General features: G+C 63.3%; 19 protein-coding genes and 1 riboswitch. Of the genes, 15 read left to right on the plus strand and 4 right to left on the minus strand.

Annotated features, from left to right (window positions below; translation table 11 throughout):
- Nucleotides 1-25 precede the first annotated feature (25 nt).
- Nucleotides 26-143, plus strand: a riboswitch (TPP riboswitch).
- The 4 genes from thiO to AC1DD7_RS10805 all read left to right on the plus strand — a co-directional run bounded on the left by thiO (nucleotide 136) and on the right by AC1DD7_RS10805 (nucleotide 2,806).
- Entirely contained in the window at nucleotides 136-1,404 is a 1,269-nt protein-coding gene (thiO, locus tag AC1DD7_RS10790; protein WP_477514961.1) for a glycine oxidase ThiO, read from the plus strand. (Overlaps the previous riboswitch by 8 nt.)
- A complete protein-coding gene (gene thiS / locus AC1DD7_RS10795; RefSeq protein WP_431115800.1) occupies nucleotides 1,401-1,637 on the plus strand; it encodes a sulfur carrier protein ThiS in 237 nt (78 codons plus the stop codon). The genes thiO and thiS overlap by 4 nt, the downstream gene beginning before the upstream one ends.
- A 4-nt stretch (nucleotides 1,638-1,641) precedes the next feature.
- Nucleotides 1,642-2,439, plus strand: coding sequence for a thiazole synthase (locus AC1DD7_RS10800; RefSeq protein ID WP_477514962.1), 798 nt, complete (start codon nucleotides 1,642-1,644; stop codon nucleotides 2,437-2,439).
- Nucleotides 2,440-2,470: 31 nt separating this feature from the next.
- The gene (locus AC1DD7_RS10805) at nucleotides 2,471-2,806 is read left to right on the plus strand and encodes a 4a-hydroxytetrahydrobiopterin dehydratase (protein WP_477514963.1); all 336 of its coding nucleotides are present in this window, start codon (nucleotides 2,471-2,473) and stop codon (nucleotides 2,804-2,806) included.
- 79 nt (nucleotides 2,807-2,885) lie between these two features.
- Here the strand turns inward: AC1DD7_RS10805 and AC1DD7_RS10810 are convergent, their stop codons facing one another.
- Genes AC1DD7_RS10810 through AC1DD7_RS10820 form a run of 3 tightly spaced genes read right to left on the minus strand, consistent with a single transcriptional unit; the run spans nucleotide 2,886 to nucleotide 4,233 of the window.
- Nucleotides 2,886-3,188: a hypothetical protein gene (locus AC1DD7_RS10810; protein ID WP_477514964.1), complete on the minus strand. Its 303-nt coding sequence runs from the start codon at nucleotides 3,186-3,188 to the stop codon at nucleotides 2,886-2,888.
- 35 nt (nucleotides 3,189-3,223) lie between these two features.
- Nucleotides 3,224-3,448, minus strand: a complete 225-nt coding sequence (locus AC1DD7_RS10815) for a DUF3107 domain-containing protein (RefSeq protein WP_477514965.1) — start codon at nucleotides 3,446-3,448, stop codon at nucleotides 3,224-3,226.
- Between the two features lie 50 nt (nucleotides 3,449-3,498).
- Entirely contained in the window at nucleotides 3,499-4,233 is a 735-nt protein-coding gene (locus tag AC1DD7_RS10820; protein ID WP_477514966.1) for a TetR/AcrR family transcriptional regulator, read from the minus strand.
- Nucleotides 4,234-4,239: 6 nt separating this feature from the next.
- Between AC1DD7_RS10820 and moeB the strand changes: the two genes are divergently transcribed.
- Together moeB and AC1DD7_RS10830 are read left to right on the plus strand one after the other, a co-directional pair.
- Nucleotides 4,240-5,439 carry a molybdopterin-synthase adenylyltransferase MoeB gene (moeB, locus tag AC1DD7_RS10825; RefSeq protein WP_477514967.1) on the plus strand — a complete coding sequence of 400 codons (1,200 nt, stop codon included), beginning with the start codon at nucleotides 4,240-4,242 and terminating at the stop codon, nucleotides 5,437-5,439.
- 40 nt (nucleotides 5,440-5,479) lie between these two features.
- Complete coding sequence (locus tag AC1DD7_RS10830) at nucleotides 5,480-6,469, plus strand: SDR family NAD(P)-dependent oxidoreductase (RefSeq protein WP_477514968.1); 990 nt, start codon at nucleotides 5,480-5,482, stop codon at nucleotides 6,467-6,469.
- Nucleotides 6,470-6,558: 89 nt separating this feature from the next.
- Here AC1DD7_RS10830 and AC1DD7_RS10835 read toward each other — a convergent pair whose 3' ends face one another.
- Nucleotides 6,559-7,878 carry a glutamyl-tRNA reductase gene (locus AC1DD7_RS10835; RefSeq protein WP_477514969.1) on the minus strand — a complete coding sequence of 440 codons (1,320 nt, stop codon included), beginning with the start codon at nucleotides 7,876-7,878 and terminating at the stop codon, nucleotides 6,559-6,561.
- 159 nt (nucleotides 7,879-8,037) lie between these two features.
- Between AC1DD7_RS10835 and hemE the strand changes: the two genes are divergently transcribed.
- The 9 genes from hemE to hemL all read left to right on the plus strand — a co-directional run bounded on the left by hemE (nucleotide 8,038) and on the right by hemL (nucleotide 18,017).
- Complete coding sequence (gene hemE, locus AC1DD7_RS10840) at nucleotides 8,038-9,165, plus strand: uroporphyrinogen decarboxylase (protein ID WP_477514970.1); 1,128 nt, start codon at nucleotides 8,038-8,040, stop codon at nucleotides 9,163-9,165.
- Between the two features lie 5 nt (nucleotides 9,166-9,170).
- Nucleotides 9,171-10,664 (plus strand): protoporphyrinogen oxidase, encoded by a 1,494-nt coding sequence (gene hemG, locus AC1DD7_RS10845; RefSeq protein ID WP_477514971.1) that lies wholly within the window; start codon nucleotides 9,171-9,173, stop codon nucleotides 10,662-10,664.
- 72 nt (nucleotides 10,665-10,736) lie between these two features.
- Nucleotides 10,737-11,438, plus strand: a complete 702-nt coding sequence (hemQ, locus tag AC1DD7_RS10850; protein ID WP_216924089.1) for a hydrogen peroxide-dependent heme synthase — start codon at nucleotides 10,737-10,739, stop codon at nucleotides 11,436-11,438.
- The gene (locus AC1DD7_RS10855; RefSeq protein ID WP_477514972.1) at nucleotides 11,435-12,658 is read left to right on the plus strand and encodes a ferrochelatase; all 1,224 of its coding nucleotides are present in this window, start codon (nucleotides 11,435-11,437) and stop codon (nucleotides 12,656-12,658) included. Before hemQ ends, AC1DD7_RS10855 begins: the two co-directional genes overlap by 4 nt.
- Nucleotides 12,655-13,641, plus strand: a complete 987-nt coding sequence (gene hemC, locus AC1DD7_RS10860) for a hydroxymethylbilane synthase (RefSeq protein WP_477514973.1) — start codon at nucleotides 12,655-12,657, stop codon at nucleotides 13,639-13,641. Before AC1DD7_RS10855 ends, hemC begins: the two co-directional genes overlap by 4 nt.
- A gap of 1 nt (nucleotide 13,642) precedes the next feature.
- Nucleotides 13,643-14,551, plus strand: a complete 909-nt coding sequence (locus AC1DD7_RS10865) for a uroporphyrinogen-III synthase (protein ID WP_477514974.1) — start codon at nucleotides 13,643-13,645, stop codon at nucleotides 14,549-14,551.
- Nucleotides 14,548-15,528 (plus strand): porphobilinogen synthase, encoded by a 981-nt coding sequence (hemB, locus tag AC1DD7_RS10870; protein WP_216924085.1) that lies wholly within the window; start codon nucleotides 14,548-14,550, stop codon nucleotides 15,526-15,528. The genes AC1DD7_RS10865 and hemB overlap by 4 nt, the downstream gene beginning before the upstream one ends.
- On the plus strand, nucleotides 15,528-16,643 hold the full coding sequence (locus AC1DD7_RS10875; RefSeq protein WP_477514975.1) for an LLM class flavin-dependent oxidoreductase: 1,116 nt from the start codon (nucleotides 15,528-15,530) through the stop codon (nucleotides 16,641-16,643). The genes hemB and AC1DD7_RS10875 overlap by 1 nt, the downstream gene beginning before the upstream one ends.
- Before the next feature lie 54 nt (nucleotides 16,644-16,697).
- Nucleotides 16,698-18,017, plus strand: a complete 1,320-nt coding sequence (gene hemL, locus AC1DD7_RS10880; RefSeq protein WP_477514976.1) for a glutamate-1-semialdehyde 2,1-aminomutase — start codon at nucleotides 16,698-16,700, stop codon at nucleotides 18,015-18,017.
- Nucleotides 18,018-18,035: the final 18 nt, after the last annotated feature.

Raw genomic sequence — 18,035 nt, forward strand, 5'->3', positions numbered from 1 at the left:
AAACCAGAGTAGTTCCTCTAAACTGGGCACGTACTGCGGGAGCCGTGACAGCGTCATATGACCGTCCGGCTGAGAGGGCTTCAGCGCCGACCGCTTGACCTGATCCGGCTAATACCGGCGTAGGGAAGGAAACATATGGCAGAATCCCGCCAAAACCCCTTGCAGGCAGACGTCGCAGTCATTGGTGGCGGCATCATCGGCCTTGGCATCGCCCACGAAGCCCGCCGCCAGGGCCGCTCTGTGGTCCTCATTGATCCCACCCCCGCAGCGGGTGCGACGTTCGCTGCCGCTGGAATGCTGGCTCCGGTCAGTGAGCTCCACTACCAGGAGGAAGACCTCCTGGAACTCATGCTGGAATCCTCCCAACTGTGGCCCGCTTTCATCCGGAGCGTCCATGGCGGCGAATCAGCCAACGGATACCGCACGACGTCGACAATCGCCGTTGGTGCCGACGCCGCCGACCGCCGCGCGCTGGCAGACCTCCGCACAGTCCAGCAGGCCGCGGGGCTCCACGTGGAGCCATTGTCATTGCGGGAAGCGCGCGAGCGTGAGCCTTTGCTGAGCCCACAGATTTCCTGTGCCTTCGAGATACCGGCCGATCACCAAGTGGATCCGCGGCGCCTTGCACGGTGCCTCATGGAAGGGTTGTCAGCCCACGGACCAAGTGACCCAACGTGGGTTTGCGGAGCGGAGAGCGGTTTCGCCCTGCCGCTCCACGCATCCCGTTTGCTCTGGGACGGGGACCGCGTCACCGGGGTGGAAGTCGATTCCGGCGCCGTCGTTTTTGCCCAAGAAACTGTAATTGCCTGCGGGCTGGATGCGACAAAGATCGGCAATCTCCCCGAGGGGCTCACGCTGCCCCTGCGGCCCGTTTACGGCGACATCCTCAGGCTGCGCGTTCCCCAACACCTCCAGCCCCTCCTCACATCCACCATCCGGGGCATGGTCCGCGGGGTGCCGGTCTACATCGTGCCCCGGGACGATGGCACGGTGGTGATTGGAGCCACGCAGCGCGAGGACGGTCTATCCGCTTCCACCAATGCAGTCTCCGCCGGGGGCGTCTATCAACTCCTGCGGGACGCCCAAGTGCTGGTGCCTGCGGTGGCGGAGCTGGAACTGTTGGAAGCGACAGCACGCGCACGGCCCGGCACTCCGGACAACGCACCATTGCTTGGACGCGTTTCTGGACTGGGACGTGTTTCAGGGCCTGAGGGCACCATCGACGGTCTCGTGATCGCGTCCGGGTTCTTCCGCCACGGCGTTCTGTTGACGCCTGTGGCCGCCAAAATCGTAGGCGGGCTGATCAGCGGCTCAGCCGACCCCCGATGGTCCATTTTCCGGCCTGATCGATTTACGGCAACGCAGGATCACCGCCTCCAATCAGCAATCAAGGACACACCATGAACATCAAACTCAACGGCTCCGAACACGCCGTGGCGGACGACGCATCCGTCAGCACGCTCGTCAGCGCCATCACAGGCCGGGTCCTGGACCACCGGGGACAGGCAGCCGACGGCGGCAAGCTGGGTGTCGCCGTCGCACGTAATTCCGAGGTAGTGCCCCGCAGCCAATGGGCCGCGACTGCGCTCGCCGATGGAGACGAACTCGAACTCGTAACCGCAGTCCAGGGAGGCTGAAAAAATGACCGCAGCAAAAACTGACATCAGAACAGACGCTTTGGTGATCGACGGCGTCGAATTCGGCTCCCGCCTGATCATGGGTACCGGTGGTGCGCCGAGTCTGGACGGGTTGGGAGCAGCCCTTCTGGCTTCAGGGACGGAACTGACCACTGTGGCAATGCGCCGGTACTCGCCGGCCGAGACAGGTTCACTGTTTCAACTCCTGCTGGATCACAACATCCGGGTCCTGCCCAACACCGCTGGCTGTTTTACTGCCAAAGACGCAGTGATGACCGCGGAGCTCGCCCGGGAGGCGCTGGAGACGGACTGGGTGAAGCTGGAGGTCATCGCCGATGAACATACTCTCCTTCCGGATGCGGTGGAACTCGTGGAGGCAACCGAACAGCTGGTGAACCGTGGTTTCAAGGTCTTCGCCTACACCAATGACGATCCTGTCCTCGCGCTGCGTCTGGAAAACCTGGGTGCCACAGCAGTCATGCCCCTCGGCTCGCCAATTGGCACGGGGCTGGGCATCCTGAACCCGCACAACATCGAACTGATCGTGTCCCGGGCCTCTGTTCCGGTAGTACTCGACGCCGGCATCGGGACTGCCTCTGATGCCGCGCTGGCCATGGAACTGGGCTGCGATGCTGTCCTGTTGGCAACGGCCGTGACCCGTGCTCAGAACCCGGTGCAGATGGGCGAAGCCTTCAAACACGCGGTGATCGCCGGTAGGCTGGCCAAGCAGGCGGGCCGTATCCCGCGCCGGGAGCACGCCCTCGCGTCATCGGCCATGGAAGGCCGGGCAGAGTTCCTCTAAATGCATCGTTCCTCTCAATGAAGGAGCAGTAGTGGCTGACAGGAAAGAGCCATTGACCCAGGTCGCCCTGGAGGCCGCCCTCAAGGACCTTCCGGACTGGAAGCTCCAGGACGGCCTCGTGACGGTATTCAAAACCTCGACGGCGGCCGACGCCTTGGCGCTCATCGCCGCCATTGGCCGGATCGCCGAGGAACAGAACCACCACCCGGATCTTGACTGGCGTTACAACAGGGTGTTCTTGCGTTACGTTTCCCATGATGCAGGTGGCCAGGTGACCCAACGCGACATCGCCGCTGCGGCTGCCGTGAGCGAGGCCGCAGCCGCGTCCGGTGCCCTGGCGCAGCCGGATCGCTATCCCGGAGATTGAGCGGGATAGCAGGTTAGTTAAACGGCGCTGGCCATCACCTATGGGTGATGGCCAGCGCCGTTTAAGAGTGAGCAGCGCCTTAGAGCCTCAAAGCTTTGGTGAGGGCGGCGGTGTCATGCTGGGTGCGCTTGCGGCCCAGAAGGACCACGACGGCAATCGCGACGGCCGTCCCCAACATGATAGGGAGGACCCAGGGGATCCAAGTCAGCCCGGGCTGGTAACCAAAGCCGGCCATGATGAGAGCTATCCAGCCCAGCACGCCGACGGTTGCCGAAACGCCCGCAGGCAATGCAATGCCGTACTTGCCGTGTCGCTTGTCATTTGCCCACACGATGAATCCTGTAGCGATGGTGGCAAGAACCACCACAACGAGTGAAAGCATGGAGACTCCTTAGCGGCAGCTGTAACTGGGAACCGCTAGAGTGCGCCGAAACCGACGCGGCGGACTTCCTCGGCACCAATTTCCACGTAGCCCAACACGCTGCCGGGAACGATGATCTGGCGGCCCTTCTCATCCGTGAGCCGCAGATCCGAACCCTTGGAGATGGCCTCTCCGACGATCTTGGCTACAGCCTCAGCATCGAGTGCGGATTCGAGCACAATTTCACGGCCAACATTCTGAATGCCGATCTTTACTTCCACAGCAAGGCCTCCAAGCCAATCAAGTTTTAAGTCAGTCCTCTATTTGTAGCCTAGGACTCTTTGGGGAATCGACTGATTCCGCGCCAAGCTAAACGATAGATCAGATCACTGGCTACATCGAGGTCGAGGTTTCCGTCGGTTTCGAGCCAGTAACGGGCGCTGACCTGCGCCATTCCTGCCAGTCCCCGGCCCAGGAGCTGCGCTTCCAGAGGGGGCAACTTGGTGTCCTCGGCGATGACGTGGGCCACGGCGTCGGCGAACGTTTTGTTGAAGGTCTCCAAGCGGGAGCTGACATCGGGGTCATTAATGAGGTCGGATTCGAAAACCAGGCGGTGGGCTTGGTCGTCGTCGGCAATGAACCTGTAGTAGGCCCGCATGACTGCCTTTACACGCTCTTTGTTATCCGTGGTGGAGTTCAGGGCATTGAGCATCAAATCGGTCAGGGCGGCCAGGTGGCTGTCCAGCAGCGCCATGTACAGCTCGCGCTTGGAAGGGAAATGCTGATACAGGACCGGCTTGCTCACATGCGCCGTCTCGGCAATTTCATCCATGGCGGCACCGTGGAAGCCGTTGGATACGAAAACTTCCAAGGCGGCGTTGAGCAACTGTGCGCGGCGCTCGTCCCGGGGCAACCTTGCTGAACGCGTCGAAGCAGTCCGTTCTTGCTTCGCTGGTGCTCCATCGTTTGCCCGTGTGCCGTCAGCCACAGTCTGCCGCCTTTCCTTTGCAGTTATGACCACTGTACCGGTGGGTAATATGACCGGGCGGCATCGGCAGGCATACATTGGGGTATGGCCTCAATTCTTGCTGCCCACCCCGCGCCCGCTGTCCTGCCGCCCCTCGTTGAACCGGCCGCCGCACTAACGCCGGCCGAGGTGGAACGGTACTCCCGGCATCTCATCATTCCGGAAATCGGCGCTCTGGGCCAACGCAGGCTTAAGAATGCGAAAGTTCTTGTCATAGGTGCCGGCGGGCTGGGATCTCCAGCATTGCTGTATCTCGCCGCGGCGGGCGTAGGAACCCTGGGAATCGTCGACGACGACGACGTAGACCTCAGCAACCTGCAGCGGCAGGTCATCCACGGCGTCAAGGACGTGGGCACCCCCAAAATCGAATCTGCGCGGAAAGCCATTGCGGAGCTGAACCCTTTGGTGGATGTTGTCCTGCACAACGTCCGCCTTGACTCCTCGAATGCCTTGGAACTGTTCGCCGATTACGATCTCATCCTGGACGGCGCCGACAACTTTGCCACCCGCTACCTGGTCAACGACGCCGCCGCGATTTTGGGCAAGCCGTACGTCTGGGGCTCCATCTTCCGCTTCGACGGGCAGGTCAGCGTCTTCTGGGCCGAGCACGGCCCCACCTACCGTGACCTCTACCCTGAAGCCCCGCCCGCCGGCTCAGTGCCTTCATGCGGTGAGGGCGGAGTCTTCGGTATGTTGTGCGCCGCGGTTGGATCCCTCATGGTGACGGAGGCAGTGAAGCTGATTACCGGCGTCGGGCGTTCCTTGCTTGGCCGTGTGGCGCTGTTTGACGCGCTTGGCGGCAGCTGGCGGGAAATCAAGGTCTCCAAGGATCCTGAAGCGGAGCCCATCACTGAACTCATGGATTATGAAGCATTCTGTGGGGTGACTCCGGCTGCGGCCACTGACCAGGAGCACACCGTCACTGCGAAGGACCTTGCCCGGATGCTGGCCGAGCGGGAAGCGGGTGAACGCGACTTCGAATTGGTGGACGTCCGCGAGTCCGGCGAGCACAGCATCGTGAACATCGATGGATCTGTCCTTATCCCGCAGGGCAGGATTCTTTCAGGCGAGGCTTGGGTGGAGTTGCCGCAGGATAAGGACATCGTGTTCCACTGCAAGGCTGGGACGCGCTCTGCTGCGGTCCTGGAGGCCGCGCAGAAGGCAGGCTACACGCGCGTCAGCCATCTCGACGGCGGTATCCTCGCCTGGGTCCGCGACGTCGAACCCGAAAAGCCCGTCTACTAGTCGTTGCCCGCAGGGGTCCTGATCTGTGCAAAGCTCAAGCATGAGCGAAGAATCCACAGAAACGCCCCAACGCCCCATCGGTTCCGGTTTTGGGCATGGCTCAACTGCCATGGAAGTGGTCCAAGGCCTTGACCTGACGGGTAAGGCCGCAATAGTCACCGGCGGGTACTCGGGGCTTGGACTGGAGACTGTGAGGGCTTTGGCCTCGGCCGGGGCGACGGTTACCGTTCCGGCGCGCAGGCTCGAACACGCACAGAAGGTGCTGGCAGAGGCAGGTTTGGCGGACGCCGTGGAAGCGGATGCCCTGGACCTCGCCGATCAGGCGAGCGTCAAGGCCTTCTCATCGCGCTACCTTGACCGGCACGACACCCTGGACATCCTGATCAACAACGCGGCGATCATGGCAAGCCCAGAGCACCGCGTTGGGCCCGGCTGGGAGGCACAGTTCGCCACGAACCACTTGGGGCATTACACGCTGGTCAACCTTCTGTGGCCTGCACTGGTCGCCTCCGGGAACGCGAGGGTTGTGTCCCTTTCCTCCACCGGCCACAAGCTCTCACCCATCCGCTTTGACGACATCAATTTCACGTCAGGCTATGACAAATGGCGCGCCTACGGGCAGGCCAAAACCGCGAATTCGCTCTTCGCCGTGGAGCTGGACCGCCTGGGCAGGGACTCGGGCGTCCGTGCTTTCGCAGTCCACCCAGGCGGAATCATGACCGAACTCCAACGCCACCTGCCTCAAGAAGAAATGGTGGCTGCGGGATGGATGGATGCGGAAGGGAACCTTCGGGAGGGGTTCAAGACGCCAGAGCAAGGGGCCGCTACTTCTGTCTGGGCGGCGACGTCCCCCGCTTTGACCGGCATGGGTGGTGTCTACTGCGAGGACTGCGACATTGCTGAACGTACGGACAAGGATTCGCCCCTGGCAAGGTACAGGGGAGTCGACGCGCACGCGATTGACAGGGCAGATGCCCGGAAGCTGTGGGAACTATCCGCGGAACAGACGGGAGTGAACGCTTTCGGCTGACGGGATCTCGTTAGCCGGATCTCGTTTCCCGGATGCGCTAAGAAAGCATCTGTGGAGCCCCTGGCCGCTTCAGGCTGGGGGCTGGGACGTCAGGCGCTTTCGGAGCGGAGTTGCTCGTGGTCCACGGGGCATTCTGCAGCAGCGGGAGCCTGGGGCTGCTCCACCTGGATGCCGTACAGGGCTTCCAGGGCGGCCACGTAGTCATCTTGCTGTCCGTTGGCTGCAAGTTCGCGGGCGCGCACGGTTGGAATGTGCAGGAGCTGCTTGACCATCCGGCGGAGCGCAAACTCCACCTCTTCGGCAGCGGCGGTGCAACCGTGGCGGGCACGGACTTTTTCCATCTCCGCGTCCAGTACATTCATGGTGTGGCGCCGCAGGGCAACGATCGCGGAGTCGACGGAGCGGGATTCGCGTTCCGCTTCGAATGCGGATGCAGCGCCATTGACGATCTCGCTGGCATGGGACAGGGATTCTGCCTGTTCCTGGGGTGCAGCGAGACGTACGGACTCAAGCGTGAGGAGTTCGACGCCGTCGAGCTCGCCCACTGCGGGGTCGAAGTCGTGGGTGAGTGCGAGATCGATCGCGATGAGTGGTTTGCCGGAATTTGCCCTGACCCGGGCAAGATCCTCAGCTTCAACGCGGGTGTCCGAACCGCTGCACCCGATCATGACGTCGGCTGCGGCAACCGCCGCCGGAAGGCTATCGGCGTCGAGCGCTGTGCCACCGCGGGTAGCGACGAAACCCTCGGCGCGCCCCGAGGAAGAGTAGACGGAAATGTCGGTGCATCCGCGTTCGCGGAGCAGGGACATGGTGGCACCGGCATAGGCGCCCGTTCCGAAGACAACTACCTTCTTGGCAGACCAATCGTCACTGTCAGAAAGGTCCGTTGCCAGATCCAAGGCTACAGAGACGATGGAAAGGCCGCGGGAGCCGAGGGCCGTCTGGGCGCCAACGTCTTTTGCGGTCTTGGATGCAGCCTGGAAGAGGCGGACGAGCCCGGAACTCGCAGTGCCTTCCTGCTGCGCGGTGATCAGGGCCCGGCGGACCTGGCCGGCTATTTCGCGTTCGCCCACCACTGCAGAGTCCAAGCCCGCGCTTACAGCGAAGAGGTGGCGGGTGACGTCAGGTCCCGTGTGTGTGCTGAAGGAGCGGGACACGAGTTGTTCGTTGAGGCCGCTCAATTCGCTGATCTGGGAGACAAGGGCCGATCGGGCGGCTTCGAGGCCTGCTCCGTTGGCTGTTTCGCCGTAGATCTCATAGCGATTGCAGGTTGCCAGGACCACGGCGCCGGAGACCAGCGGGGATCCGGAGAGGGCCGAAGAGGCAAGCTCAGAGGAACCGTTGCTCAGCTGAGCAACGGTTTCGAGGTCGATGTCGGCGTGTGTAGCCACCAATGAGAAAAGAACCACAGCACCCCAATCATAGCTTTTTCGCAGGCCGGTAGAACAATGCGGCGCAGTGGGAATTCACACGCGGTTCCGTGATCCCCGCCACCCCACCGGTTGGAGGGGTGGGACGTGACAGCCTGTCGTTATCTTTTGGCCGGGATTTTCGGCACAATCAAAGGCATGACTTCTAGCGCGGCAGCATCCAATAGTACGGCCACCAACGCCCCTGCAGGCGAACCTGCCGGCAAACTTGGCGCGGATCACCCGTTGATGGACGGCCGTACGTCGGAGTCCCCGCTCATCACCGCCTACCGGGGCGGCAAGCCGTCACGCAGGCCGGTATGGTTCATGCGCCAGGCTGGCAGGTCCTTGCCGGAATACCTGAAGGTCCGCGAGGGCGTTGCCATGCTGGACTCCTGCCTTCGTCCCGAACTGGCCGCGGAGATTACCCTGCAGCCGGTTCGCCGCCATGATGTGGATGCCGCCATCTTCTTCTCCGACATCGTTATCCCCCTCAAGCTTGCAGGCGTTGGCGTGGACATCGTTCCGGGCGTGGGTCCGGTCCTGGACAAGCCGGTCCGGACGGCCGCCGATGTGGCTGCCCTTCCCAAGCTGACATGGGAAGCACTTGAGCCCATCCGCGAAGCCGTTCGCCTGACGGTGGCGGAACTTGGCAAGACTCCCCTCATCGGGTTCGCCGGCGCGCCGTTCACGCTCGCCGCCTACATGGTGGAGGGGAAACCTTCGCGAGACCACCTCGGCCCCCGGACCATGATGCACGCGGACCCCGAAACCTGGGCAGCCCTCGCCAACTGGGCAGCGGATGCTTCCGGCATGTTCCTTCAGGCACAGCTTGAGGCCGGGGCGTCAGCCGGACAGCTCTTTGACTCCTGGGCTGGGTCCTTGGGCCTGGCTGATTACGCCAACTACGTGGCTCCTGCGTCAGCGCGGGCGTTGGATCACGTGCGCGGGTTGGGTGCTCCGCTGGTGCACTTCGGTACCGGAACGTCCGAGCTCCTGGTCGCCATGCGCGACGTCGGCGTGGACGTTGTAGGGGTGGACTACAGGCTGCCACTGGATGAGGCCAACCGCCGCCTGGGTGGCACGGTTCCGCTCCAAGGCAACATTGACCCTGCCCTCCTCCCGGCCCCGTGGGAGGTCCTGGAGGCGCATGTCCGCGAAGTCATCGCGGCGGGCTCGCACGCTCCAGGGCATGTCGTGAACCTGGGCCACGGCGTGCCCCCGGAGACGGACCCGGCTGTCCTGACGCGGGTTGTGGAGCTCATCCACTCGATCCCGGCAGAGTAGGACGCATGCGCGGGGGACACGTCCACGGCAAAGCGAAGGAAGCAGCCACAACGCAATCAACGACTGGGCCTACCGCCGTTGTGGTCGGCGGCGGCATTTCCGGCCTTCTGGCTGCGCGGGAACTGGCAATGGCTGGAACCTCGGTGACCATCCTTGAGGCGAGCGAGGCCTGGGGCGGTTGCGTCGGAAGTCATGTGGTGGCCGGCCTGTCATTGGACAGCGGGGCCGAGTCCTTTGCCACAAGGTCCTCAGCTGTGGCCGATCTGGCGCGCGAACTCGGGCTGCAGGGCCAGATCGTTTCCCCGCACCCGGGCGGCGCCTGGGTGCAGCTGCCGGATGGACCGCAAGAGCTGCCCAAGACGGGAATTCTTGGTATTCCGGCCAATCCTTGGGACCCCGAGGTCAGGCGTTCGCTTGGCCTCTCCGGCGCCCTGCGTGCATCCCTGGACCGCTGGCTGCCCGCTTCGTTTGGCACAACATCCGAGGTCGCCAGCGTGTCTGCACTGGTCCGCGCCCGCATGGGGAAGAAGGTCCTGGAGCGGCTGGTTGCTCCGGTGGTGGGTGGTGTTCACTCCGCCGATCCCGGCCTGTTGGACGTCGATATGGTCGCTCCCGGCCTCCGCGCCGGCATGAAGGAGCGCGGGTCCTTGGCTGCAGCTGTTGCTGCCCAGCGCAAGGCAGCCCCCGGCCCAGGTTCCGGATCCGCTAAAGCAGGTTCCGCCGTCGCGGGTCTGAAGGGCGGCATGAACACACTGGTCACCGCGCTGGTCAACGACCTTCGCCGCCGGGGCGTGGACATGGTGAGTGGAAAGAGCGCTGACACCGTTTCGAAAACCGGCAATGGTTGGCGGGTCAGGGCCGGTGAAAGCACGTACGACGCCGGTCGGCTGGTCGTAGCGCTGGATGGACCCGCTGCCGTGGGGCTCCTGGAAAGGGCTGTACCGGAACTGTCCGGCCTTCGCCCTGCTCCCGGACCCTTGGTGAGCTTGGTGACGATGGTTGTTGACCTTCCCGAGCTTGACGGACGGCCCCGTGGCACTGGAATCCTCGTGGCCCCCCAGACCCCGGGTATCCGGGCGAAGGCCCTGACGCATGCCACTGCCAAATGGGACTGGCTGGCAGAGGAGGCCGGGCCGGGCACGCACGTCCTGCGCCTTTCCTATGGACGCCGTGAGGAGGCCGATGGGGGAGTGCCGGATGTTGTCATGGAAGATGAGGAGTTGCTGGCCGCAGCGCTTGATGATGCTTCGGCGTTGTTGACGGTGCCCGTGACGCGCGCGGACATTGTCGATTGGGATGTGGTGCGCTGGGCAGGCGCCTTGCCGTTTGCCGCCGTCGGTCATAAAAAGCGCGTAGGGCAGGTCCGGCAGGTGTGTGCCGGAGCCGATGGCCTAACGGTCGTTGGTGGCTGGTTGGCGGGTAATGGCCTTGCCGCCGTGGTGGCGGATACCCGCTCGCAGCTCGCCCAAGCCATCGGCGATATTCGCCCAATTTCGTGATTTGTGTCACTTCTACGCCTTGTAGAAGTGATCCGTTTCGACTTAGTGGCTGGCACGGGGCAAACTTGAACCATGAGCCACACTTCTGCCGAATCTGTCACTAAAACTGCTGGAACCGAAGAGCAGTTCTTTACGCTCTGGACCGTCTTCAAGCGCTCGGCCGACGTCCTGCGCAGCGGCGATGCTGCCCAGGAATTTGAAGCCCTTGAAGGGAAGCTCGCCGAAGAAGGCGTGACCCTGCGGGGCAGTTACGACGTTTCCGCCATGCGCTCGGATGCCGACATCATGGTGTGGCTGCACGGATCAAAGCCGGAAGACCTTCAGTCAGCGGTCCGTTCCATTCGCCGCAGCAAGCTCTTCGCCGGCACCGAGATCGTCTGGTCTGCCATGGGCGTCCACAGGGAAGCCGAGTTTGCCAAGAGCCACGTCCCGGCCTATGCGCGGGGCGTCGAGCCCAGCACCTGGCTGTGCGTTTATCCGTTCGTCCGCTCCTACGAGTGGTACCTGCTCCCCGCGGAAGAACGCGGAAAAATGCTGCGTGACCACGGAATGCTGGGTCGGGAGTTCCCGCAGGTCATCTCCAATACCGTTTCCTCGTTCGCGCTGGGTGACTGGGAGTGGATCCTTGGCCTGGAGGCACCTGAACTCGTTGACCTCGTTGACCTCATGCGCCACCTGCGCGCAACCGACGCCCGCAACCATGTCCGCGAAGAAATCCCGTTCTACACAGGCCGCCGCGTGACTGCTGCCGAGATTGCAGAGGTCCTCGCATGAGTGGCCTTGCCGTCTCCACCACCCCCAACGAGGTCACCGAGCGTGGTCGCCAGGAAGCAAAGCAGTACGACGCCGTGCTTCTTGCATCCTTTGGTGGTCCTGAAGGCCAGGAAGATGTCATTCCCTTCCTCCGTAACGTCACCCGTGGCCGTGGCATCCCGGATGAACGCCTTGAAGAGGTCTCACACCACTACCGCGCATTTGGGGGCATCAGCCCCATCAACCAGCAGAACCGTGAACTGAAGGCCGCGATCGAGGCCGAGTTGGCCAAACGCGGCATTGAGCTTCCGGTCCTGTGGGGCAACCGGAACTGGGACCCGTACATCGCTCCGGTCCTGCAGGACGCCTACGACGCCGGCCACCGCCGGATCCTGATGCTCACCACCAGCATCTACTCCTGCTACTCCAGTTGCCGCCAGTACCGTGAAGACATTGGCATCGCGCTGACCGAAACAGGGCTGGACGGTAAGCTCGAGGTGGACAAGATCCGCCAGTACTTCGACCACCCCGGCGTTGTGCAACCTTTCCTTGAAGGTACCGCCGCCGGCCTCGAAGAAATCCGCGGCAAGCTCATTGCCGCCGGCGAATCCGACCCCGATTCAAAAATCCGAGTCCTGTTTGCCACCCACTCCATCCCCACGCGCGACGCCGAAGCAGCCGGCAGGTCCGAGGACGAGCCGCGCGAGTTCGCAGAAGGATCTGCCTACGCGGCACAGCACCTGGCAAACGCCCAGGCCATCATGGATGCCGTTGCCCCGAACGTGGCCTGGGACCTTGTGTACCAATCCCGCTCCGGCGCGCCGCACATTCCTTGGCTGGAACCGGACATCAACGATCACCTCGAAGAAATCGCCCCCGAAGGCGTACGCGGCGTCGTGATCGTTCCCCTCGGCTTCGTCAGCGACCATATGGAGGTTGCCTGGGACCTGGACACCGAAGCCTTGGAGACTTGCAGGAACCTGGAGATGGAAGCCACCCGCGTGCCCACCCCGGGAACGCACGCTGCCTTTGTTTCCGGGCTGGTTGACCTGATCTGTGAACGCACGGTGGATAACAACATCGCCGATCGTCCCCACGTTACGGACCTTGGTCCTTGGTACGACGTTTGCCGCCCCAATTGTTGCGAAAACTTCCGGGGAGCAAAGCCGGTTATTGCCGAGGTCGGCTCCACTATCGGCGTCGGACATGAGGCTTACACCTCCTCGGAGGTCAGCAAGTGAGCATCCGCATTGGCACCCGGGCCAGCAAGCTCGCGCTGACCCAGACCCAGCAGACGGCCGATCGGCTGGCAGCTGTTGGTGGCTTCCCGGTGGAGCTGGTGCACATCAAGACCGAGGGCGATGTCAGGACTGGCTCGCTGTCACAGATGGGCGGCACGGGTGTCTTCGTGGCGGCCCTGCGCGATGCCTTGCTTGCTGAAACCTGCGATGTCGCTGTTCATTCTTTGAAGGACCTGCCCACGGGGGCTGCAGTTGGACTGAGCATCGCCGCTACCCCCAAGCGCGTGGATGTCAGGGATGTCTTGTGTGCCCGGGATGGCCTTACCCTTGCCGAATTGCCCGGTGGCGCCAAGGTAGGTACGGGTTCACCCCGACGTGCTGCGCAGCTAAGGGCGGCCCGGCCTGACATCGAGGTGCAGGATATCCGTGGAAACGTGGACACGCGCCTGGGACGCGTCCCCGGGCTTCCCGGCAACGCCACGGACCAGGTTGTTCCCGGCAAGTCTTGCGACCTGGACGCCGTAGTGCTCGCTGCGGCCGGGCTGGAACGGATGGACCGGCTGGACACCGTGAGCGAGTTCTTCGAGACGGATGTCATGTTGCCTGCCCCCGGTCAGGGTGCGCTGGCCATCGAATGCCGCACGGAGGACGCCCCGCAGGTGGAAGGCTCCAATGGTGTTCTCGCCCAGGCTCTCGCTGCATTGAACGACGACGACACCCGGCTTGCGGTGACAGCTGAACGTGCCGTCCTGGCCCGGCTCGAAGCTGGCTGTGCCGCGCCGGTTGGCGCCTACGCCTTCAGGAAGGGCAGCATGCTGCACCTTGAAGCCGTTGTCTGCGCCGTTGACGGCACCAAGACTGTGCGCGAGAAGAAAGCCACCGATGGCCTGACCGAAGTAGGGGCGACGTTGCTCGGCATTGAAGTTGCGGAGCTTCTGCTCGCTGCTGGTGCCGCGGAGATCGCGGATCTTGCAGCGTCCTGATGTGACTCAAGCATCGGCTTTGGCAGGTCGGCGGGTCCTGATTACCAGGAGCGCCGACCGTGCGCGGCCACTTGCTTCGCTCCTGCACACGCTCGGAGCGGAGCCCTTGGTGCTTCCCCTCATCGATTTCGAGCGGGCGGAGGACCAGGCTTCCCTCGACGCCGCCCTGGACCAGCTCTCCGCTGGATTTTTTGACTGGATGGTGATCAGCAGCATCACCACCGTGCGTGTCCTGCTCGAAAAGGCTGCCGAGCGTGGCACGCTTCCGGCAAACCTCGTGCCGTCGCGGACGCGCGTGGCCACGATCGGTCCGTCCTCACGGCGGATCCTGGAAGCTCTCGGCCTGACCGTCTCCGTGGCACCCACTGATCTTCAATCTGCCGATGGCCTCGTCGCCCTATGGGAGCCGGCTCCTGGACGCGTTCTTCTCCCGCAAGCCGATATCGCAGGCCCCGGCCTGCGTGACGGATTGGCCGCCAAGGGGGCAGACGTAACGTCCGTGACTGCCTATCGCACGGTGGACTATCCGGCCCGGACGGGACTGCGCCTCGAAGCCGAACTGCCCGCCGCCGTCGTTCATTCCGGCAGTTCTGCCTCCGGCAGTTCTGCCTCCGGCAGTGCTGGTTCCCGTACCGGACAGCCGCAGGAGATGACTCCCTCGGAAGCTCGCGCGGCCATTGACGCCGGGATGCTGGACGCCGTCGTGGCCGCTTCCCCGAGTGCCGCCCGGCGGATTGCGGAGACCCTTCTGCCCTTGGGCAGGTGCCGATTCATAGCCATTGGGCGTCCGACGGCGGCAGAGGCCACCCACCTCGGAATCACCGTCGGAGCCACCGCCAAAGAACCTACCCCGGACGGCATCGCGGCCGCCTTGGAAACAGTATTCGCCAACGAAGGGAACCCCAGATGAGCTTTCCGAACCACCGTCCCCGCCGCTTGCGCACAACCCCGGCGATGCGCAGGCTCACGGCAGAAACACGTCTGGCCCCCGCAGACCTCATACTTCCGGCCTTCATCCGTGAGGGCCTCAGCGAGCCCAGCCCCATCAGTTCGATGCCCGGCGTCGTACAGCACACCACCGACACCCTTAAGCGCGCAGCCGCGGAAGCCGTGGAACTTGGCGTGGGCGGCATCATGCTGTTCGGCGTACCGGAGGTTCGGGACGCACGGGGCACCGCATCCTTGGACCCGGAAGGTGTCCTGAACAAGGCCATCCGGGACGTCAAGGCCGAAGTAGGCGATGACCTGGTGATCATGGGCGATGTCTGTCTGGACGAATTCACTGACCACGGACACTGCGGCGTTCTGGATGCCGAAGGATATGTGGACAACGATGCCACCTTGGAGATCTACGGCCAGATGGCCGTTGCCCAGGCGGAGGCGGGCGCCCATGTGTTGGGACCTTCGGGCATGATGGACGGACAAATCGCCGTCATCCGCCAGGCATTGGAGGATTCCGGCCACAAGAACACCGTTGTCCTGGCCTATGCCGCGAAGTACGCCTCAGCTTTCTACGGTCCGTTCCGTGAAGCGGTGGACTCCCAGCTGAAAGGTGATCGCCGAACCTACCAAATGGATGCAGCCAACCGTCGCGAAGCCATTCTCGAAGTGGAATTGGACCTTGAAGAAGGCGCCGACATGGTCATGGTCAAGCCAGCCATGAGTTACCTCGACATCCTCGCGGATATTGCGGCAATGAGCCCGGTACCCGTCTCGGCCTATCAAATCTCGGGGGAGTACGCCATGATCGAAGCGGCCGCTGCCAACGGCTGGATCGATCGGCGGGGAGCCATCACGGAGTCGGTTCTCGGCATCAAGAGGGCCGGAGCCGATACCGTCCTGACCTACTGGGCCTCCGAACTGGCAGGCTGGCTGAAGGAGTCCTGATGACCGCAGTGCCTTCCGAATCGGGATTTCCGTCTGCATCCAGGGCTGACTCCGACCCCACCGCACCGGTGGGCGCTGCAGAAATCCTGCTCGGCCTGAACACCTTCGGGGACGCGGGCCTCGATGCCGACGGTAATCCCAAGGAGCACGCCCAGGTCCTGCGGGAGTTGCTTGAGGAAGCAAAGCTGGCTGACGCCCTGGGCATTCATGCTTTTGGCGTGGGAGAGCATCACCGCCGCGATTTTGCTGTATCGGCTCCCGAGGTCTTCCTCGCGGCAGCTGCCGCAGTGACATCCCGGATCCGGCTCGGATCGGCAGTGACGGTGCTCAGTTCGGACAATCCGATCCGGGTCTTCCAACGTTTTGCCACTGTTGACGCGATCTCCAACGGCAGGGCAGAGGTCATGTTGGGCAGGGGCTCATTTATTGAGTCCTTCCCGTTGTTCGGACTGGACCTTGCAGACTACGACGTCCTGTTCGAAGAAAAGCTTGAACTGTTTGACAAAGTACGGGCCCAGAAGCCGGTTCATTGGGAAGGGCGGACCCGCCCCAACGTGAACGGACTCCAGGTTTACCCGCGTTTGCAGCACCATTTGCTGCCGGCATGGATAGGTGTGGGTGGGACGCCTGAATCCGTGTTGCGGTGCGCGGAATATGGCTATCCCATCATCTTCGCGATCATCGGGGGAGAGCCCCGCCGTTTCGCTCCGCTCGTAAATCTTTACCGTGAAGCGATGGCCAAATACGGTCACCCCATGCGACAAATCGCAACCCACTCACCCGGGTTCATTGCAGACACTGACCAGGATGCCCGGGAAGAACTCTTTCCGCATTGGCTGGAGCAGCGCAACAGAATAGGCGCCGAGCGCGGCTGGGGTCCGGGAAACCGGGGGGAATTCGACGCAATGTGCGGCCCGGAGGGCGCACTCTATGTGGGTTCTCCTGAGACTGTGGCCCAAAAAATCGTCCTGCTCAAGCGCAACCTCGGCGTGGACCGCTTCGACCTCAAATACAGCAACGGCACCCTGCCGCACGGATCCATGATGCGCTGCATCGAGTTGTACGGCACCGAAGTGGCCCCAAGGGTCGCTGAGCTGCTGGCGAACGCCTCATAGCTGCGCCTCTGAATCACCGAAAGACGCTTCTGAATGACTGAAAGAATAGGAACCATGACTTCAAACACCCCTGTGTCCGACCAACTTTTCGATCGAGCCCAGTCCCTCATGCCCGGCGGAGTGAACTCGCCCGTGCGTGCTTTCGGATCCGTTGGCGGCACTCCGAAATTCATGGTTTCGGCCAAGGGCGCCTACCTCACAGACGCTGATGGCAAGGAATACGTGGATCTCGTCTGCTCGTGGGGCCCGGCCCTGCTAGGCCACGCCCACCCCGCCGTTCTCGAGGCCGTGCACGCTGCTGTGGACCGGGGCCTGTCCTTCGGAGCGTCCACCCCGGATGAGGCCAACCTTGCCGAGATCGTGAAGGAGCGCGTGTCCGCCGTCGAACGCCTGCGCATGGTGTCCACGGGCACCGAGGCCACGATGACGGCGGTTCGCCTCGCCCGTGGTTTTACCGGCCGCAACCTGATCATCAAGTTTGCCGGGTGCTACCACGGCCACCTGGACGGCCTGCTGGCAGCAGCAGGTTCCGGCCTCGCGACGTTGGCCCTCCCCGGTTCGGCCGGCGTCACGGCAGCCACCGCCGCTGAGACACTTGTTTTGCCCTACAACGACCTCGCAGCTGTCGAAGCTGCCTTCGCCAAGCACGGCAACAACATCGCGGCCGTGATCACCGAAGCTGCCCCGGCAAACATGGGTGTCGTCACCCCGGGCGAGGGCTTCAACGCCGGGCTGTCCCGCATCACCACGGAACACGGGGCGCTCCTCATCCTGGACGAAGTCCTCACCGGTTTCCGCACCGGTTACGCCGGCTACTGGGGACTCACGGGCCGTCAGGAAGGATGGGCGCCGGACCTGCTGACCTTCGGCAAGGTCATTGGCGGCGGAATGCCGACGGCGGCCCTCGGCGGACGTGCCGACATCATGGATTACCTTGCACCCGTTGGTCCGGTGTACCAGGCAGGCACGCTGTCAGGAAACCCTGTGGCCATGGCTGCCGGTGTCGCAACGCTTACCCATGCCACGCCCGACGTTTACGCCTATGTGGACGCCCGTTCGCTGGAGCTGTCCGCTGCTCTTTCCTCGGCGCTTGATGCCGAAGGCGTGGACCACTCCATCCAGCGTGCAGGCAACCTGTTCTCGGTTGCATTCGGTACCTCGGCCCGCGGTGTGCACAACTACGACGACGCCCAAGGCCAGCAAGCTTACCGTTACGCACCGTTCTTCCACTCGATGCTGGACTCCGGCGTCTACTTGCCGCCGTCAGTCTTCGAGGCCTGGTTCCTGTCCGCAGCGCATGACGACGCTGCAATGAACAGGATCGTTGACGCCCTCCCGGCTGCTGCGAAGGCTGCAGCCGCCGCGATCGCCTAAGTCCGCGGTCGCCTGGGT

Source organism: Paenarthrobacter sp. 10L412 (genome assembly GCF_056395565.1).